This is a genomic window from Bradyrhizobium sp. dw_411 (genome assembly GCF_018449695.1).
GTDB lineage: Bacteria > Pseudomonadota > Alphaproteobacteria > Rhizobiales > Xanthobacteraceae > Bradyrhizobium.
The window spans coordinates 137,314-157,200 of record NZ_JAAVUY010000003.1 but is presented as its reverse complement, the minus strand read 5'-3'; the positions used below and the strand labels follow the sequence as shown (position 1 = coordinate 157,200).

General features: G+C 60.0%; 12 protein-coding genes. 6 read left to right on the top strand and 6 right to left on the bottom strand.

Annotation, left to right across the window (positions count from 1 at the left end; translation table 11 throughout):
* Nucleotides 1–4 precede the first annotated feature (4 nt).
* Nucleotides 5–3,589: a hypothetical protein gene (locus tag HB676_RS05785; protein WP_213736743.1), complete on the top strand. Its 3,585-nt coding sequence runs from the start codon at nucleotides 5–7 to the stop codon at nucleotides 3,587–3,589.
* A 57-nt stretch (nucleotides 3,590–3,646) separates the two neighbouring features.
* On the opposite strand, the gene HB676_RS05780 is transcribed toward HB676_RS05785, so the two are convergent.
* Both HB676_RS05780 and HB676_RS05775 read right to left on the bottom strand, forming a co-directional pair.
* Nucleotides 3,647–4,876, bottom strand: coding sequence for an efflux RND transporter periplasmic adaptor subunit (locus tag HB676_RS05780; RefSeq protein WP_249780078.1), 1,230 nt, complete (start codon nucleotides 4,874–4,876; stop codon nucleotides 3,647–3,649).
* 35 nt (nucleotides 4,877–4,911) lie between these two features.
* Complete coding sequence (locus HB676_RS05775) at nucleotides 4,912–8,103, bottom strand: efflux RND transporter permease subunit (protein ID WP_213736741.1); 3,192 nt, start codon at nucleotides 8,101–8,103, stop codon at nucleotides 4,912–4,914.
* A gap of 965 nt (nucleotides 8,104–9,068) precedes the next feature.
* On the opposite strand from HB676_RS05775, the gene HB676_RS05770 reads away from it, so the two are divergent.
* Both HB676_RS05770 and HB676_RS05765 read left to right on the top strand, forming a co-directional pair.
* A complete protein-coding gene (locus HB676_RS05770) occupies nucleotides 9,069–10,001 on the top strand; it encodes a DUF2336 domain-containing protein (protein WP_249780077.1) in 933 nt (310 codons plus the stop codon).
* 355 nt (nucleotides 10,002–10,356) lie between these two features.
* Nucleotides 10,357–11,739, top strand: a complete 1,383-nt coding sequence (locus HB676_RS05765) for an FAD-dependent oxidoreductase (RefSeq protein WP_213736739.1) — start codon at nucleotides 10,357–10,359, stop codon at nucleotides 11,737–11,739.
* A 23-nt stretch (nucleotides 11,740–11,762) separates the two neighbouring features.
* Here the strand turns inward: HB676_RS05765 and HB676_RS05760 are convergent, their stop codons facing one another.
* A complete protein-coding gene (locus HB676_RS05760) occupies nucleotides 11,763–12,545 on the bottom strand; it encodes an IclR family transcriptional regulator (RefSeq protein WP_213736738.1) in 783 nt (260 codons plus the stop codon).
* Between the two features lie 161 nt (nucleotides 12,546–12,706).
* On the opposite strand from HB676_RS05760, the gene HB676_RS05755 reads away from it, so the two are divergent.
* Both HB676_RS05755 and HB676_RS05750 read left to right on the top strand, forming a co-directional pair.
* Nucleotides 12,707–13,849: an alpha/beta hydrolase gene (locus tag HB676_RS05755; protein ID WP_346347266.1), complete on the top strand. Its 1,143-nt coding sequence runs from the start codon at nucleotides 12,707–12,709 to the stop codon at nucleotides 13,847–13,849.
* 25 nt (nucleotides 13,850–13,874) lie between these two features.
* Nucleotides 13,875–15,275, top strand: a complete 1,401-nt coding sequence (locus tag HB676_RS05750; RefSeq protein WP_213736736.1) for a sodium:solute symporter family protein — start codon at nucleotides 13,875–13,877, stop codon at nucleotides 15,273–15,275.
* 13 nt (nucleotides 15,276–15,288) lie between these two features.
* On the opposite strand, the gene HB676_RS05745 is transcribed toward HB676_RS05750, so the two are convergent.
* On the bottom strand, nucleotides 15,289–15,633 hold the full coding sequence (locus HB676_RS05745) for a DUF1491 family protein (RefSeq protein ID WP_213736735.1): 345 nt from the start codon (nucleotides 15,631–15,633) through the stop codon (nucleotides 15,289–15,291).
* Between the two features lie 175 nt (nucleotides 15,634–15,808).
* Here HB676_RS05745 and HB676_RS05740 point away from each other — a divergent pair, with 175 nt between their 5' ends.
* Complete coding sequence (locus HB676_RS05740) at nucleotides 15,809–16,972, top strand: OpgC domain-containing protein (RefSeq protein ID WP_213736734.1); 1,164 nt, start codon at nucleotides 15,809–15,811, stop codon at nucleotides 16,970–16,972.
* Between the two features lie 19 nt (nucleotides 16,973–16,991).
* Here HB676_RS05740 and HB676_RS05735 read toward each other — a convergent pair whose 3' ends face one another.
* Together HB676_RS05735 and HB676_RS05730 are read right to left on the bottom strand one after the other, a co-directional pair.
* Nucleotides 16,992–17,720, bottom strand: a complete 729-nt coding sequence (locus tag HB676_RS05735) for a peptidoglycan-binding protein (protein WP_213736733.1) — start codon at nucleotides 17,718–17,720, stop codon at nucleotides 16,992–16,994.
* Nucleotides 17,713–19,572, bottom strand: a complete 1,860-nt coding sequence (locus HB676_RS05730; RefSeq protein WP_213736732.1) for an ATP-binding protein — start codon at nucleotides 19,570–19,572, stop codon at nucleotides 17,713–17,715. Before HB676_RS05730 ends, HB676_RS05735 begins: the two co-directional genes overlap by 8 nt.
* Nucleotides 19,573–19,887 lie beyond the last annotated feature (315 nt).

Here is a 19,887-nt window from a genome sequence, read left to right as displayed (position 1 = left end):
TCCGATGACAGTCGTCGCCCCCGCCAATGGCATTACCCTTCACAACGGCGATACGATGGATGTCACCGATGCCGCTTCGGTGGACGATACGACAATCGAGACCGGCGGCTTGCAGAGCGTCGGCGGCTCTGTAGGAACCAGTACGGCAACCAACAGCGTTATCAATGGCGGGGAACAGGACGTCCTCATTGACGGCGTCGCAAGCTTCACGACGATCAACATCGGTGGCCGGCAGCATGTCACCGGTGAGTATGTCCATGAAGGACCAAACCCGGGAGCGGCCGATCACACCACAATCAATAATGGCGGCGAGCAGGATGTCGACACCGGCATTGTAACCACAACGACTGTCAATTCCGGCGGCGTCCAGAATGTGACGAATGGCGGCAGTGCAAGCGGCACGATCGTCAATTCCGGCGGCAAGCTCACGGTTTCGGGTGAGACTGTAGAAACCGCCCCCGTGTTCCCCGAGCCCGTCATCCAAAGCGTTGCGACCGCGGCAACCGTCAACTACCGAGGCGAACTCGATATCACAGGTGGCGGAACCGCAGTGAATGCGATCGTCAATGGCGGTGTTATGACCGTCTCGGGATCGATACCGGATCCTTTTGCCAACGTCCCGGGCGCGCCGGCCGTCGACCACAGCAGGGCCACCGGAACCACCGTTGAAGGTGATGGAACATTGACCGTTTCGGATGGAGGAGTGGTTGCCGGTACGATAGTTGACGCGTACTCCACTTTAATTGTCGACGCAGGCGGTACGGCGGCCGATACGACGGTAAATCAATACGGCGTGCTTTACTTGTATGGTGACGCCGTTAGTTCCGGATTGGTGCTTAACGCTAACAGCACCCTGCAGATCGGCGATGGCGCGACCGAAAACGGATTCACCGTCGCAAATACTGTGACGCTGGCCGTTTTGAGCGGCGGCGTGGTGGAGAACAGTGTCGTCGCTTCAGGCGGAACACTCGTCCTTGAAGAAGGGGCTGTCAAAACCAACACCGTTTTCGAGAGTGGTTCAACGCTGCTTGCTGACTATGGCTATGAGGAAGATGGATTCACCGTGTCGAGTGGCGTGGTGTTTAAAGTCTTTGGTGTAGCCAACAACACGACGATTTCAGCCGGCGGCACGCAACTCGTCGGACAATCTGACCAAGGAGGCACTGCCAATAATACCGTGATCAATGGCGGCGAACAGGATATCGCGCTCAGCGCCGTTGCGAGCTACACAACCATCAACATGGGTGGCATTCAGCGTGTGGAGGGCATCTATATACATGACGAGCCAGGTCCCGGGAGCGCCGATCACACCTCCGTCAACAATGGCGGCGAGCAGGATATCGACGGCGGCATTGTGACCGCGACCACCATCAGTTCCGGTGGTATCCAGAATGTGACCGCTGGAGGCAAAGTCAGTGGCGACGTCATCGAGTCAGGCGGCGCCGTCAATGTTTCAGGAGAGACGATCTATTACTCTCCCGGGGGGCAATTTGCCGAAGTCATCAGGAGCCAACTCGATTCAACCATTGTCGGCAGCGGTGCTGAGCTTCATTTATCGGGCGCGGGCATTGCATCGAACACCACCGTCAACGGTGGCGTCATGACCGTTTCAGGATCGATTCCGGATCCTGCAGCCAGCTATCCGATTTACAATCTTCCGGCCATCGATGCCAGTGCAGCGACCGGCACGATCCTCAATTCGGGCAGCCTTTCCGTCTCGGACGGCGCGATCATTACGTCCACGACGCTCAATGGCGGTACGCTTGATGTCCTCAACGAGGGCACTGCGAATGCTTCGACGATTCATCTTGGCGCTACCGAGCTTGTCGAGACCGGCGGCATCATCGGTGCGACCACGATCGCCGGCGGCGCGCTTGATCTGAAAGCCGGGGCGATTTCGGATGACGCCATCACTTTCTCCGGACAAGGCACACTCAAGATCGAGCAGAAGGTGCTTTCCGGCACATCGACCTTTGCAAGCCAGATTACCGGCATCGCGCTCGGCGACTCAATCGATCTGTCCGGCTTGTCTTATACAGGCGGAGCAACAACAAACGTGTCCGGCTCGACTCTCACTGTCAGCAACGGTGCAGCCAGTGAGAGCTTCACGCTGGCGAATACGTCGGTCACGCATTTCGGCATCACCAGGGACAGTTCCGGCGGCATACTGCTCACGGCGGCGGCCTTACCGACCATCGCCGGAGCCGTGTCGGGACAAGAGACCAGCAACGAAGCTGCGATCAATCCATTCGCTGCTGTAGCGATTACCGATCCGAACGCGGGAGCAACGGATAGTTTGACGATCACACTCGCTGGCGCGGGCGGCGTTTTGTCCGGGACAGGGCTAATCTCGCTCGGAAACGGCATTTACGAATTGGCCGCCACCACTGCTGCCGACCTCACCGCCGGGCTGCACAACCTCACCTTCACGGCCTCACAGCACGGCGACGGCAGCGCGACGACGACATTCACTCTGAGCGATACGAGTAGCGTCGGCCTGACCGTAAGCGACGCCAGCACTTCCGTCACGGACACACATCAAGCCGCGCCTGACACGATCGACGGCCCGGCGTCCGGTTACGCGATCATCCAGGGTACGACTGGCGATGATATCATCAACGCCTTTGGAATGTTCAACACCATCCACGGCAATGGCGGAAACGACACCGTCTATGCAGGATTGTACAGCACGGTCGATCTGCCAAGCGGCAATGGCACGGTCCACCTGCAGGGGATCGTCAACCACGTCACCGCCGGGAACGGCGACATCACGGTGACTGGATCGACAGGCGCCACCACGATTGCGTTCGGCAATGGCAGCGACACTGTCAACATCGGCGGATATGGAAACAGTATCACACTCGGCAACGGCAACGATGTTGTGCATGCGGGTGATGGCACAAGCCAGGTGACCGCTGGCAACGGTTCCGACAAGGTGACGATCGCTGGTTACGGCAACACAGTCACCCTTGGTGATGGCAGTGACGTCGTCATGGGCGGAGATGGCAATAACCAGGTCAGTCTAGGCAATGGCAACGATACCGTGACGCTTGGGGGAATGGGAAATCAGATTGCCGTCGGCTCCGGGACCAACACGATCACGGCCGGAAGCGGATTGGACAGCGTGGTCACCGGCGCGGGCCACGATACGATTACGCTGGCCGGAACGGGCAACCACGTCGTGCTCAATGGATCACAAGCCACGGTCAGCAATCAGATCGGGCTGGACGTGCTGACGGCCAATGGCGGCTCGGACCAATTCCATTTCGTCGGGTCCGGCAATCAGGCGATCATCAATGGTCAAGCCCATGTCGATATCGTCGATCAAGGTGTGGGTCTGGCTGTCTCGATAAATTCCAGCAGCCAGGTCGATACAATCACCGGCTTCGGCGGCGACGCGCTCGGCATCGTCCATCTTATGAACGGGGTCGGCAACTACCACTCCGCTGCCGACATCATGAGCGCATTGCATGGCGATGGACACGGCGGCACCCTGCTTGCGCTGGGGACCGACCCAGCCGCCGGGTCCATCGACTTTGTTGGCACCACGATCAGCCAACTCCACGTATCAAACTTCATGATCGGATGACATCGGCGCCTGGCCAAGAATGTCATTGGCTCGATGGCTCCCGGCCCGGCGCCGCAATCAGGAAACCTGCGCGACCGCGGGTGCGGTTGTTACTTTGCTGCCTTCGGCAAGATCGACCGCCGGGTTGAGAATCAACCGGTCGCCCTGTTTCACGCCGCTATTGACCTCAACCTCCTCGCCAAGATCGCGGATCACCGCGACCTTGCGCAGGTGCACCGCACCGTTCTCGACGACGGCGACCTGCACTCCGGATTCGTTGAAGATGATCGCATCGGCGGGGATCGTGAAGCTCGGGGCCTTGCGCGGGATATGGAGGTCTATGGTGCAATAGATTCCGGGCGTCAGAACGCCATCGGGATTCGGAATATCGATTTCGGTCAACAGTGTCCGCGAACCGGGTTGCAAGGCATTCGCGATGCGCGTCACCTTGCCGGGAAACGTACGATCCGGGATTTCCGGAACGTGAACCACCGCGTCGATCCCCGGCTCAAGTCCAAAGGCATGGTCTTGAGGCACGAATACCTGGGTTCGAATAACATTGCCTTGCATGATGGTGAACATGAACGTGCCGCTGGTGGCATCGGCTTGCACCAGGCTGCCGATATCGACATTGCGCTGGGTGATCACACCGTCGAACGGCGCAACGACGCGCTGATAGATTTTCTGCTGATGCAGCACCTGAACCTGCGCCTCTTCCGCCACCACATTGGCTTGCGCCACGGAGACCGCGGCCTGCTGCGCCTTCAATGTCTGAACGTCAATGGTCCCCTGCTGCGCCGTCAGCCATCCCTTGCTGACCAGCGGGTTATCGCGATCCCAGGTTACCTTTGCAAGCTCGCTATTGGCCTGGGCCTGCTGCAGGGCCGCCCGGAGCTGTTCAAGCGTAGCATCCGCCTGCGCAATCTGGTGATCCAGCTCGGGAGCCACGATTTCCGCGAGCAATTGCCCTGCCTTCACTCTGTCCCCGATATCGACCTCGCGCTTGTCGATATAGCCGCTGGCGCGAGCAAAGACGTTCGCGACCGAGAAGGCCGATGTCGTCGCAGGCAGCGTGACGATTTCAGTGCCACTGCTCGGCTGCACCGTGGTCACCCGCACCTCAGGAACGAGATTGCGGCTTTGCAAGGCGGTGTCGGCGACTTCGCGGCTTAGGGCATAGTGACTCCATGCTCCGCATGCCAGCGCCGCCACCAGCGCCAGTCCCGGGCCGAGCAGCGCGAGCCGGCCTTTCCATCGCCGGCCCGTTCGGCGCCTGACCGGCGCCGGTTCGGATTGGTTATCTTTCATCGCCGGGGATTTTGGATCAATCGGTTCGTGGACATTCATTCGAGCACCTCGTCAAATACCCCGTGATGTATCTTGCCGTCGTTGCCTTTTCGCAGCATGGCGAACAGATACGGCACCACCAGCAGCGTCGTCGGCGTCGCGAACAGCAAGCCACCAATCACCGCGCGCGCCAATGCCGCATTCTGTTCTTCCCCCGCGGCACCTATCGCCATCGGGATCATGCCGACGATCATCGCCGCGGCCGTCATCAGCACGGGCCGGATCCGTGTGTACCCGGCCTCGATGGCCGCCTCGAACGCGGTCTTGCCCGTCAATTGCTGTTCCCGCGCGAAGGTCACCAGCAGGATGGAATTCGCCGAGGCGACGCCAACGGCCATGATGGCCCCCATCAGCGAAGGCACATTGAGCGTCGTTCCGGTAATGAACAACATCGTGAGGATCCCGCATAACGTCGCCGGCAACGCCAGGATGACGACGAACGGATCGCCGAAATTCTGGTAGTTCACGACCATCAGCAGATAGACGAATACGGAAGCAAACAATAATCCGATGCCCAGATCAATGAACGCATCGTTCATGCTCTGGATCTGGCCGATGACCTGAATTGTGTTTCCGGGCTTCAACTGCTTCTGCAGGTCGGCCACGACCTTTCCGATCTGGCCGGATACGCTGCCGAGGTCACGATCCTGAACGTTCGCAAACACTTCATAGACCGGCTGCACATTGGCCTGATTGCTGTTGGTCGGAATTTTGTCGCGATTGAACGTCGCGACGTTGCTGAGCAAGCCGGGCACCGGAACATTCGTCATGGACGAGGATATCGAGCTGGAAACCGGCGTGTTACCGAGGTCGCTGATCGAACTGATCCGGTTCTCAGGGGTCTGAACCGCGAGATAATAGGGTATTCCCGACGTCGGATCGGTCCAGAAATTCGGCGTGACCTGCTCCGACGAACTCAGGCTCACATTGACATTGGTTGCGATGGTATTCGCATTGAGCCCGAGCTGAGCGGCCCGCGTACGATCGATATCGGCGTAGAACGCCGGCGCATCGACCTCCTGCTGAAGATGCGCATCCGCTATTCCCGGGATTGCCGCAATGCGCTCGCGCAGTTCCTTTGCCACACGCAGGTCGTTGGCCTTGTCGTAGCCGACGGTGCGGACATCTATTTGCGCGGGCAGCCCGAAATTCAAAATCTGGGTGACGATGTCGGCTGCCTGGAAGTAGAAGGTGTCTTCAGGAAATGCCGCGGGCAGCGCCGCGCGCAGTTTGCGCACATAGTCACCGGTCGGCTTGTGACCTTCCTTCAACGACACCAGAATCACGCCGTCATTGACGCCGATCGTGGATCCGTCGGTGAATGCCAGATTATAGGCGCGAGCCGGCAGTCCGATGTTATCGACCACGAGATCGAGATCGTTCGCAGGGATGATCTGGCGAATCTTGTCTTCCACCTGCTGAAAGATCAGCTCTGTCGTTTCAATCCGGGTTCCAGCGGGCGCACGAACATGGAGCTGAATCCGTCCGCCATCGATGTTCGGAAAGAAGTCACGCCCGACCAGCGGCAACATCACGCCCCCGAGCGCGAGCACCAGGACCACGACGGCAGGAACAATGAACCGGTGATTGAGCAATGCGGTGAGAAGCCCCGAATAAGCGTGGCGCATCGATTCAAAGCCGCGCTCGAACCCGGCATGAAAACGAGCGAACAACCCGGCCGAACCCGCTTCCGCCGGACCGTGATGTTCGTGTTTGAGCAACAAGCCGATCGTGATCGGCGTCAATGTTCGCGACAGGCCATAGGAAGCAAGCATCGCGAAAACCACGGCCAGACCGAGCGGCGTAAACAGATATTTCGCCGGCCCGTTCAGGAAGATCACCGATGTAAAGACACAACTGATCGCGAGCGTCGAAACCAGGGTCGGGATGGCGATCCCCGCCGCGCCATGCAGCGTCGCTTGTGGCAGCGGTTGCCCCTCTTCGGTGAGCAGACGATGGGTGTTCTCGATCGTCACCGTCGAGTCGTCGACCAGAATACCCACCGCAAGCGCCAGGCCGCCAAGTGTCATGGTATTCAGCGTCTCACCCATGAAATACAGCACGACCAGCGACGAAAGGATCGCCAGCGGAATCGAAATCATCACGACCACGGTCGATCGCCATGATCCGAGAAACAGCAGGATCATCAATCCGGTGAGCGCAGCCGCGATCGCGCCCTCCCGAAGCACTCCCGCGACCGAATCTTTGACGAATACCGACTGGTCGAACAGTTCCTTGATCTCCATGCCCGGAGGCGCCGCGGCGCGGGCCGTCTGCAAGGCCTGGTGGACCGCATTGACGACGCTCAATGTCGAGGCATTGCCGTTCTTGATGATGCTGAGCAACACCGAATGCCTGCCGTTCTGCCGGACGATGTTCTGCTGCACCAGCCATCCGTCATGGACTTGACCGACATCCTTCACGAACACCGTCGCGCCGTTCACCACCTTGACGGGGATGTCATTGAGATCCTCGATCGTAGCCGGCGTCGCGTTGGTTCGAACGACGTATTGCTTCGATCCGAATTTTGCGGTGCCGGCGGGAAGCGTGAGATTCTGCGCGTTGACCGCATTCACGACATCAAGCGGCGTCAGGCCCTTTGCCAGCAGCTTTGAGGGGTCCAGATCGACCATGATCTGGCGATATTTTCCACCCGCCGGTGTCGGCAGCGTGACGCCGGGTATCGGGGCCAATTGCTGGCGAATTCGATAGATACCGTAGTCGTAGAGTTGCTGCTCATTAAGCGTGTCCGAGCTCAGGCTAACCTGCAAAACCGGCACGCTGGAAGCGTTGAACTGCACCACAAGCGGGGCCTGAATGCCCGGCGGCAGCAAAGAACGGATGGCATTTGTCGCCGAGACGATCTGTGCAATCGCGAGGTCGAGATTAACATCCGGTTGAAAGTAAATTTTCTGAACCGACAGTCCGGCGAGAGTCTGTGCCTCGATATTCTTGATGCCGTTGACGTTCGAGCTGATCGCGTATTGGCTGTAGGTAGTGACCCTCTGCTCCATCTCCGGCGTGCTGAGGCCGGTATAGCTCCAGATCACCGTCACGACCGGAATATCTATTTCCGGAAAAATGTCGGTCGGCATCTCACGGCTTGCGACGATGCCCAGAAACAGGATCAGGGCGGCCACGACGTAAAACGTGTGCGGAAATCTAAGGGCGAAACGAACAATGCCCATGGCATATCCTTAATGCGCGCTCGCCTTTGTCGATCGATTGGCGAGCCGCGCTCGTTATTGCGGCGACGCAGACGACGCGCCAAGTTGGGATGATGCTGCCGAATCTTTTCCAGTGGCGGCGCGCATCGCGCTAGCGCTGTCCAACATGGACGGCGCTTCGCCGGAAATGCCGGGCCGACTCGCAACATATTGGACGGGTATTGTTACGCGGGAGTCTCGCGCCCTCAGCGGCCTGTGTGCCAAAGCCAATGATGTCGCAGCGACGGCTGCTGTCGTCGCGAGTGAGATCACGCGCCTGCGAACAAATGACCGCGAAAACAAAATCATCTTTACCTCCGCACAGGTTCCGCCATCGGATGGGTGGGTCTCTCCCCCGTTCACCCCTAAGCGTTTCCTGAAAAGGTTCTTCTTGAACGGCTCATCGAAAATGAGGCTGACGTTCAGATGAACTCCTGGAGTGACTGGTAGATGGGAATCGAACGCGCGGCTCTCAACTAAAAACGAATTTAGTCTTACATGACCGCATCAACGTCGAGGCTTATCCGCATGGAGATCAACCACTCTTATGGTCCGATCAACGATCGGTGATTTTCTTTTCAGCGGGCTCAAGCAAAGGTGAGCTCGCACATTCGGGCGTGGACGCGCCAACATCCATGATGAATAAGAAAAAAAATGCCACGCATCTGTACGCCGCGCTTATGATCTCGACTTCCTATACGCCAACGCCCATCTGCCGGCTCAGGAACGACACAGCAAGGAACGAACTCCTGAATCCGAAGCGTCTCGGAAGGCATGCACTCCCGCGGCATCCGCGCTGGGGCGCGTCAACAATTGCTTAAAGATTTCAGATTTTCGTTAAAGTTAACGAGCTGTTAAAGCAACCATCGTAGGCTGGCGCGAATATTACTCAGTCGCGTATCCCTGACATGACCACATCTCCGTTGTTCCCGGGTTTTGATGGATTGATGACGCTCTCCCGCCGGGAGGGTGTCGATATCAGGCCCACTCTGCTGCGTGTGCTGACCGACCTCTTCGTTCAGGCCAGCGTGCATAGCGAGGACGAGACGCGGCAGTTTGTCGAACTCACCTCCCGTCTGATCGATCAGGTTGATGACACGACGCGCGCGGCCGTGCGGGCCCGGCTTGCGGTCTATCCGGGCACACCGATCGAAGTCATGAAACAACTCGGGTTGAAGCCACTGGCTTCCACCGCGCATGCGCCGTTCACGCAGGAGACCGCCCCATCGGCACCGCCGGTCAAGGCCATGAGCGAAACGCAATTGCGGATGGCGTCCAGCCTGTCGATGCAGCCAAAGGACGCCGCCGAAATCAGCGGAATGTTTTTTGGCGCAAGCGCCAGCGAACGCGCGTTGATCCTGCACAATCTCGCCGAAACCCCGCTGCGGGCCTCGCCGCGTGTTCCCGCCGCACGCGCGGCGCGGGCGGTCGAAACGCTGGAAATGGCCGCCTTCGCCGCCGATGTCGAGAGCTTCACGATCGAGATCGGCGAGGCGCTGATATTGCCGTGGAAAGTAGCCGTCCAGGTGGTCAACGATCCCGGCGGCGAGCCGCTGGCTTGCGCGGCCAGGGTGCTGGACATGCCTGGTCCGGTGTTCCAGCGCGTCCTGCTGTTCCTCAAGCCCGAATTCGGAACGTCGGTCAAAACCGTCTACCGGCTGTCGCGTCTGTACGACCGGTTGAGCGAGCGATCCGCTTTGGTCATGCTGGCGGCGTGGCGCGGCTCGACGATGGCGGTGACCCGCGCCAAATATCGCCCCAGCCTTTACGACGACGAACGCAATCGCGCCCGCCCCGCTACCGCCCAGGCCCATCCGGCAGCCTCCCTGCCCGGCGCCGGCATCACGCCGCGGAAGGGTTCGCAGGGTTCCGAGCGCTAAAGCGCAGTTCGGCTTCAGCGCCGAAAGCGGACATTCCAAGTTCGCGTTATTTTGCCGCTGAGTGCCGACAGGGAAAGTCGCTTTTACCACCATAACGCACTGCTCCCTTTCCGGAGCAACGCTACATCCGAGAATTCGCCTTCGAGCGCGGCCGTGATCTGCCGGCCATTGATCCATTTCTATAAGAGCAGATCCCACGACCGGCCCCACCGAAACGGCGCATCGAATACGCGAACGCGACGATTCCATCCGATTTGGCTCACCAAAACGATTGACGGACAACCGCGCCGTACCTTACTTTGCAAAGCATAAAATGAACTAATGTTTCATATACGAAGCATAGGGAGAAAACAGAGTGCGTACGATCCAAGAGCCAGCTCGCGACATTCCCGTTTTGATGGACGCCGATATCGTCGTCGTGGGCGGAGGGACCACCGGACCCATCGCCGCCGTGGCAGCAGCCCGTCGGGGCAAAAAGGTCGTGCTGATCGAGCGCTTCGGCTCGCTTGGTGGCAACCTCACGCTCGGCCTCAACACCAAACCATCCGGTGCGCTGGTCGGTGGTCTACCGCTCGAGCTCTGGACCCTGGCCCGTTCCGAAGGCGCCGCCGGCGACGATTACTTTGCCGGCACCAAAACAGGAAAGGTCAAGATCGCCTCCCCGTGCGACCCGGAAATCATGAAGATGCTGCTGACGCGCCTTTGCGTGGATGCCGGCGTCCAGATCCTGTTCGAAACAGTCGTGTCCCGTGCTGTGCTCGATGGGAAAACGATCAGCGGTGTGGTCATCGAAAACAAGGCCGGCCGCAGCTTCATCGGCGCCAAGGTCGTGATCGATTGTTCGGCCGATGGCGATATCGCCGCCGGCGCCGGCGCGCCGTTCGTGATGGGCACGGGCGAGGAAGATGGTGGAAGCCCGAAGATGCAGCCTGTCGGCATGTACTTCACCATGTCCGACGTCGACGTCGTCGAACTGGCCCGTTTCGCACGCAAGACCGACGATATTCCCGCGCAGGCAATTCCGGAAAACGACGAAGACCTCGACTATGGTCTGTGGTTGACGGGCTTCAACAATACGATCAAAGCCTATCGGACGGAAACGAACATCGACCTGCCGCGCGAGAACATCACGCTGAAGACGGCTAACGGCCTGATGTATGTCAATGCGACGCGTGTCCTCAATGTCAACGTGTTCTCGCCGACCGAGTTCAGCGCCGCAATCGTGGAATGTTATCGGCAAATCGAGGAATACGCCATTTTCTTGATCGCCAAGGTGCCCGGCTTCTCCAAGGCAAAAATTGCCCAGATCGCGCCCGTGCTCGGCGTCCGCGAGACCCGGCACATCATCGGCGAGTACACGCTCACCGAGTCCGATGTCCGCGGCGACAAGAGCTTTCCCGACAGCATCGCAGCGGATGTCTCTGCCTTTGACGTGCATGACGTGAAGGGAGGCGACGTCGACTTCCAGGGGCTACGTCCCTATGAGCTACCCTACCGTTGCATGGTGCCGCTGGATGTCGAGCAATTGCTGGTCGCAGGCCGTTGCATCTCGGCCGATCATGCCGCGCATGGCCGCAGCCGCAACGTTCCCGCCTGCATGGCAACCGGACAGGCCGCCGGCATTGCCGCCGCGATTGCGCTGGAAGGCAACACCACGGTTCGCGAAGCTCCGATTGACCGTATCCAAAGCGCGCTGCGCGAGATCGGCATGCCGCTGCACGCGGACGAACTGCGTTGATGGTTTCAGGCACCGCTCAAAAGTTATCCGCGCCATCCGAGCTGGGCCGAGACCTGGCTCGCGGCATTCAATACCTCGTTTCGCACCGAGGGCAGGTCTTTCAGAACGGTCTCGGAATCCGACACATTGATCGCCGCCACGATCGTTCCGTCCCGGTCTCGAATAGGCACGGACAGGCTGACAATGCCGCTGACGAAGCCGGAAATGTTCGCTGCGTATCCCTGCGCACGCTCGGCCGCGATCGTCGCAAACAGCGCCGCGACCGTGGTCGGCGTCTGTTCGGAAAAGGCCTGCATCTTGACGCCGCGGTAGAGCGCGCCAAGCTCGCTCTTGCTCATGTCGAACAGGAGCACACGGCCCGACGCGACGGCGTGGCACGGATAGCGGGTGCCGACCGGTATCTCGCCTCGCAGACGATGGTTCGAGGAAGCATTCAAGACGTAAACGATCTCGGTGCCGTCACGCACGCACATATGGGCGGAAAAACCGGTACGGTCGCGCAGCGCGTAGACCGCTTCGCGGCCGCAAGCGACGACCTCCGTCCCGTGCAAATAATCGAAGCCGAGCAGAAGCACCCGAGGACCAAGCTGGAACGCGTGGGAATTCGAAAGGCGCTGCAGGTAGCCGTCTTGCTCGAGCGTATAGGCGGTCCGGAACGCCGTGGCGCGGGAGAGCTTCAAGGCGGAAGCGATCTCGGGCACGGTGATGACGCGTCGCTCGCGGCGGAACAGCGACAGCACAGCCAGGCCACGGCGAAGCGCCGTCACGATGTAGCGAGCCTGCTCCGGTTCGTCCTGCTGCACCATTTTATCGAGATTCTCCAGGTCCGCGGGGCCGCGACGCGCAAGCCCGAACATCCGATGATGTTATTGAAACCAAACGGCCTTGCAAGATTGCTCCCGGCCGCACGCCCTTTCAACAAACAATGCGATCACGGTCAACTCCACATCGACGATGGAGTTTGGACGTGACTGGTATTGCCCCGGCTCCTTCTTCCGTGCTGCCGTCTGGAATTCGCGCCCGGATCGTCCCTGATGTGAATGGCATCTCCTTTCACATACTCGAGGCCGGCTGGTCAGGAAGCGAACGTCCCGTCCTCCTGCTCCTGCATGGCTTTCCGGAGATCGCCTGCTCCTGGCGCAAGGTGATGGGCTTGTTCGCCGAAGCCGGCTATCATGTGATTGCGCCCGATCAGCGTGGCTATGGCCGCACCTCGCCGATACCGACCTCGTTCGAGGACGACCTCGCACCGTTCGAGATTCTCAATCTGGTCCGCGACATGGTGGCGCTGACGGCAGCGCTCAACATCAAATCCGTATCATGTGTGGTCGGCCACGATTACGGCGCAGGGGCGGCGGCGGCCTGCGCGCTCGTACGACCTGATCTGTTCGGATCGCTCGTCATCATGAGTGCGCCCTTTACCGGCGCGCCGTCCTGGCCGCTGCCACCACCGCGGTCGAACGATCCGGTCAATGATGCGCTGGCGACATTGAATCCTCCACGCAAACATTACCACTCTTATTTCGCCACCGCTGGAGCGAACGAGGATATGTGGCATTGCTCGCAAGGCGTCCACGGATTCCTGCGCGCCTACTTCCATTTCAAGAGCGGCGACTGGCCCGGCAACAGACCGTTTGCGCTCAAATCCTGGGTCGCCGAAGAACTCGCCCAGATGCCGGATTACTACATCATGCCACGTCAGCTCGGCATGGCCGAGACTGTCGCGCCGCACATGCCGTCTCCCGCTGATATCGCAGCCTGCAAATGGCTGACCGAGCGCGAATTGGAATTCTACAGCGAGGAATATCGTCGCACCGGCTTTCAGGGCGGCTTGCAATGGTATCGCGGCCGCATGAATGGCAGCCTTGCGCATAACCTGGCCTTGTTCGCTGGCAGGACGATCGATTGTCCGGCACTATTCATTGCCGGCGATCGCGACTGGGGCGCGCAGCAAATTCCAGGCGGGCTCGAGCGTATGAGAACCGCCGTCTTTACCCGCATGCAGGAGACACACTTCATTGCCGGGGCCGGGCATTGGGTGCAGCAGGAACAGCCCGAAGCCACCACCGCGCGAATTGTCGAATTTCTACAAACCAACAAAAATAAATAAAACAACAACGGGAGCAGGAACAGCCATGGAAGGCGCAACACAAGGCGTCGCTTTGATCGTAACGATCGTGCTGGTCATCGCCTATTTGGGGATCACGACCTGGCTGACGCTGCGTTACCGAGCCAGAACCTCGGAAGATTACATGGTCGCAGCCCGCTCGGTCCCCGCGGTTGTCATTGGCGTGCTGATGATGTCGGAGTTCATCGCGCCAAAATCGACGGTCGGCGTCGCGCAGGCCGCATTCGAATCGGGCATGGCCGCTTCGTGGGCGGTCGCAAGCGTTGCGATCGGATTCCTGCTGTTCGGATGGGTTTTGGCCAAAAAATTATACGCATCCGGCGAGTATACGATCTCGGCCGCCATCGCCAAGAAGTACGGCAGATCGACACAGCTCACGGTGTCGCTCATCATGATCTACGCACTCCTGCTCGTGCTGGTCGCGCAATATGTGAGCGGCGCGGCCGTTCTTGCCTCGACCTTCGGTCTTTCCCTCACGACATCGTCCCTCCTGATTGCCGCGATCAGCGTTTTTTACTGCATGATCGGCGGCCAGAAGAGTACGGCTTACGTGTCGCTCATGCACACGCTGTTCAAGATGCTGGGCGTGGTGATCGTGCTCGGCGTCGCCCTTTACATGAGCGGCGGCGTAACACCCGTGGTCGAGAAACTGCCACCGGTCTATTTCAGCTGGGGTGGTACGATCGGCCCTACGACGATCATCGCGTGGACAATTGCGAGCATCGGCGCGATCTTCTCGACACAATACATCATCCAGGCCATCGCATCTCTCGAGCGGCCGGAAGACGTCCGCAAGGCATGCAACATCTCTGCACTGCTGTGCCTGCCGATCAGCATCGCGCTGGGGCTCATCGGGGTTACAGCGAAGTACCTTTTTCCCGGCATCAGGAGCCTCTACGCTTTCCCGGTATTTCTCAGCCACATGCCGCCGTTTCTCGCGGCGATCGTGACGGTCTCGATCATCGCATCGATTCTGGTTGCGGTCGGAAGCGCTGTGTTGGCGATCTCCGCCCTGATCGTCCGCGATTTCTACGTTCCATGGCGTAAGCCCGGCGTCGAAACCGAGCTGCGCATGGCGCGGCTGCTGGCGTTGCCGATCGGGTTTCTCCCCCTGCTGCTGGTCTTTTTTGTGCCTGAAATTCTGCACCTGTCGTTCTTCACGCGGGCCCTGAGGTTGTCGATCTCCGTCGTGGCGATCTTCGCTTTCTATTTTCCGCGCTTCGGCAGCAATCTTGGTGCAACGGTTGGATTGATCGGCGCGACCGTGACGACGACGGCGTGGTACATGATGGGTGATCCGTTCGGGATCGACGACATCTATATCGCATTGATTACGCCAGCGATCGTCATGCTGATCGAATGGCTGGTCTGGCGCTCGGCGCCAAAACGCCAGGCCGTCCAGTCATAAGGGACGCCTGAGGTCAGCTCTTCGCCAGATCGAGAAAATGCCGCCCGGCCCGGTCCTCGGTCTCCACAATCCAGACGTCGGGGTCGAAGCGGACTTCCTTGGCCAGACGCTCTTCCACTGACGGCTCCGGCACCGGCTGCGGTGACGTGGCTGCGAAAATACGCTCGATCGGCCGGCTGTCGTCATAAACCGTCTGCGGTGCGGGCGCGTACAGCATAGCGTTGCCGTCGAGCGTCGCAACCTTGACGAACACAGCACCGGCCTCCTCCGCGCCGCGGCGGCGTACGGCCCCGAAGATTCCCTCGGTCTGGCAACGGCGTAAATAGGCCGCCACCCATATGCTCGATTTCAAACGCATGGGATGACGATAGGCCAGCCGGTCAATTACCGCTAGGGCTCTCCTCATGGCCCGTTGAGACCTGAGCCGGCGCCTGCCGGATCACAAAAGCGGTTTGCGGCAGGATGCATTACTTGTTTGATCTTGTTTCGCAGGCGCAAGTTGCGCACACTGGCCACAGCGATGGGGACGAAACATGGCTGATCGCAACGGTGTTGGTCTTTTGGCTCCGGCCGAACGCGATCTGCGGCTCGATCTGATGCGTGGCATCGGACAGTGGATGGTGTTCCTCGATCACATTCCCTACGATATCGTTAGCTGGCTGACGCTGCGCAATTACGGCTTCAGCGACGCCGCTGAATTTTTCGTCTTCATTTCCGGATATACCGCCGGCTTCGTTTACGGCCCGGCGATGGCCTGTGGACAGTATTTCGCCGCCACCAAGCGCCTGCTCAAACGGGCCTGGCAGCTCTATGTGGCGCATATTTTCCTGTTCCTGGTTTTCGTGGCCCAGATCGCGCGCGCGGCACGCCGCTTCGACAATCCGATGTACGGCAATGAATACAACATCTTTCTGTTTCTCGAACATCCCGACGTGATGATCGGGCAAACCCTGATGCTGAAGTTCAAACCGGTCGATCTCGACGTATTGCCGCTCTATATCGTGCTGGTGCTGGCACTCCCCTTGATTTTGTGGGGTCTGATCAAGGCACCGCGCTGGACACTGCTCGCCTCGGCGGTGCTTTACGTGCTGGCCCGCATGTTCGACTGGAATCTGCCGTCGTTTCCGGGCGGAAACTGGTACTTCAACCCCTTCGCATGGCAAATGCTGTTTGTGTTCGGGACATGGTGCGGCCTGACCAAGGCTGAGGAGATTGCACCACTGATCAAGTCACGCGCGGTCGAGATATTGGCGCTGGCCTGGATCGCGTTCTCGTTCCTGATCGTGATGACCTGGCACATTCCGGCCCTCGGCGTGTTGGTCCCGCAATGGATGATCCATATCATCTACCCGATCGACAAATCCGATCTCGACATGTTCCGCCTGATCCACTTCCTCGCTTTGGCTGTGGTGTTCGTGCGCTATATCCCGCGCCAGTGGCCAGCGCTGCATTCGCGGATCCTGCGCCCGCTGATTCTGATGGGACAGAACTCGCTGCCGATTTTCTGCCTCGGTGTCTTCCTGTCATTCGCCGCACACTGGTTCCTGGTCCAGATCGAAGGCGATATCCTGGCCCAGATCCTGGTCAGCGTTGCCGGCATGGCGATCATGGTGGGTGCGGCCTGGCTCCTGAACATGTTCAAGGCCGTGCCGGATCACTTCGAGGCATCCAGCCCGGCCACCCCGGAAAAGGCGTGACGGGGCGGCTGAACCGCGATCAGTCGATCGGGTGACCGATCACCGCAGTGAGTTCGCGCACCAGGCGATCGGATATCTGGCCTGTCACCGGGATTTTGCGTGCCCGTTCGAATTTCTGGATCGCCGCCTGGGTATCCGAACCGACGGTGCCGGTCGGTTTCAATTGCCCATAGCCATATTCCGTCAGCGCGCGCTGCACCGCTGCGACCCGGCGTGCGCCCGAAATGCCGTCGCCCGGAATCGAGGCCGGTGGCCGTGGTATCGAATTGGTAATGGGCGCCGTGCTGGTCGCCTTGACGAGATTACCCATTGGGTCGGAAGTTCTGGGATCGGAAGTTTTAGGCTCGACAGCCCTATGCTCCGCGGTTCTGGGCTCTGCAGCTCTTGGCTCCGCAGCCCTGAGATCGGCTGGTTTCAGTTCGGTGGACTTTGACTCTTGCACGTCGGCCTCGACCGGACGCGGGCGCGGCAACAGATTGGCTGGCGCTGACGTCACCGCGGGCAGGTTGACGATGGTCCCGAACAGCGGCGCCGGATGGCGGCCGGCCTGCAACCATAGCGCATTGGTGACGATGGCGCTGACGGCGGCAAAGGCCAGCGCGCCTGCGACCATATCCTTCGGGCTATGCAAGAGAACGCGCATTACCAGACCGCGCTCGCTCTCGGCTTCCGGTTCGATCGCCACCGCGCTGGCGCCGCGGCGGCGGCGACGCGGCATCTCTTCGTCGTTCGATATCTGTCTAGGCACTTTTCTTCACCTGATGGACTTGGTCTTGGGTGGCGGAGCGCGACGGCGGCGTCAACGTTGCAATATTGCTGGTCGGCACCGGCGACGTGAACGCCAACGGCAACGCGACGGTGACGGTGGTGCCCTCATCGATCCTGCTTTGCACGGTCATCTCGCCGCTGTGCAGGGCGACCAGACTTTTGACGATCGACAGCCCAAGACCGGTGCCTTCATGCCGTCGCTGATAGGTCTTGCCGGCCTGGAAGAAGGGATCGCCGACCCGCTTGAGATCGTCGGCCGCGATGCCGACGCCGGTATCGACGACGCGCAGCACCAGCCGCGATCCTTCCACGCCGGCGGAAACCGTCACCGAGCCGCCGCGCTCGGTAAACTTGATCGCGTTGGAAACGAGATTGAGCGCGATCTGCTTGAAGGCGCGCGGATCGCCGGTCATGTACGGCAAATTCTCCGGCGCGCGGGTCACGAGGTCGATGGCGTTCTCGCGCGCTTTAAGCGCCAGCAGGTTGCAGCAATTGATCAGCGCCGTGCGCGGCTCGAACGGTTCCGGCGTGATTTCGAAATTGCCGGTTTCCATCTTGGACATGTCGAGAATACCGTTGACCACCGACAGCAGGTGCTGACCCGAATCGTTGATCAACTGCGCGTATTCCTTGCGGCGCGCGGCATCGAGCATCAGCGCATCTTCCTGAACGATCATCTCGGAGAAACCGATGATGGCGTTCAGCGGCGTGCGCAGTTCGTGGCTCATGGTGGCCAAAAATCGTGTCTTGGAAGCATCCGCATGCTCGGCGGCGGTGCGCGCCAGATCCAGCGCCTGCTCTTGAGTCTTCCGGTCGGTGACGTCACGCATCACGGCGACGACCTCGGCTTCGGCGGCGGCTGTTCCCAGCACCTGTTCGAGCGGCCGGCAACGCATCTCGACCCAGATGAAATCCACTTGCGTGTTCTGACCGCGCTCGCGGCTGCGCGGCGCATCCCGCCGCAGACGAAATTCAACGCTGCGCGCCTCGCCGCCGCGCGCCGCATCCGAAAGTGCTGTGAGATAGGCCGGCCGGTCGGCGACATGGACGCGATCGAACAGGCCGTGCCCGAGCAGCCGTGCTACCGGCGCACCCAGCATCGCCTCTGCGGCCGGCGAAATGAACTGTACCATGCCGTTGCGATGATGACGCGAGATCACATCGCTCATGTTGCGCGCCAGCAGGCGATAGCGATCTTCTTCGACATAGAGCAGCGACACGCTGGTGCGCGCCAGCGACTCGGCGCCGAAGGCGAGCCCGGCGGCATAAAGCGTTGCCGACGCGACGCCGAATCCCATGAAGAAAGCGCGCAAGCCCGTATTGGCTTCGGGCACCGGCAACATGTCCAGATGGCCGAGAACGATCAGCAGCGAGGCACATGCCAGCGCCAGAGCGGACGCAAACGCAACCACCCGGCGCGATGCCGACAACGCCGCCTCAAGCGGCACAACCACCAGCCAGATCGCGGCAAAGGATTCGATCCCGCCGGTGCTCATCGCAATCGTCACGACCAGACCGGCCAGCGCCAGCGACGACAGCACATGTGCGCCCTCGTAGCGGCCGGTGCGCGACAGGAACCAGGACAGCAAGATCGGCGCGATCAGCCACGTGAATGCGGCGACCTCAAGCGCGTTGGGTGCGCCGCGCATCGCGAGATAGACCGGAAATGCCGCAAAGGCCGCGAGGCTGCCGAGCAGCCTCGGCGCCATGAACGCGCGATGGCGCGCACGCGTCAGCGCATCGTAGCGCGCAGACGGATGCAACAACGCATCAAGACAATCGCGAAAAATACTCAACACTGTCACGTCTCTCACGCTGCGGCTTGTGTGCATCAAACAGACGCGCCGGAACGCCCCCTTTATCGTTGCCTCACCGTGTCAGAGCTAACTTAAGCGAACGCTAAGGCGCGCGGGGCCCGCGTCCGAACACCGCATAATCCAGCGGTTTTCGGGCATTTGCGGGCCGTTCGATCGGCGCGAATGGTGAACGCGGGGTTTCCGGCGCGGGCCCGGTATGGTTTCGAAATGGTGGATATGCGCAAAGCAGTACTTTCGCCGCAAAAACGGCATCAATCGAAAATTTACGCCGAATCGAATGATTCGAATTTTTCGCTAATTTTCGGCGATTTAACCTCAATGCAAACACTT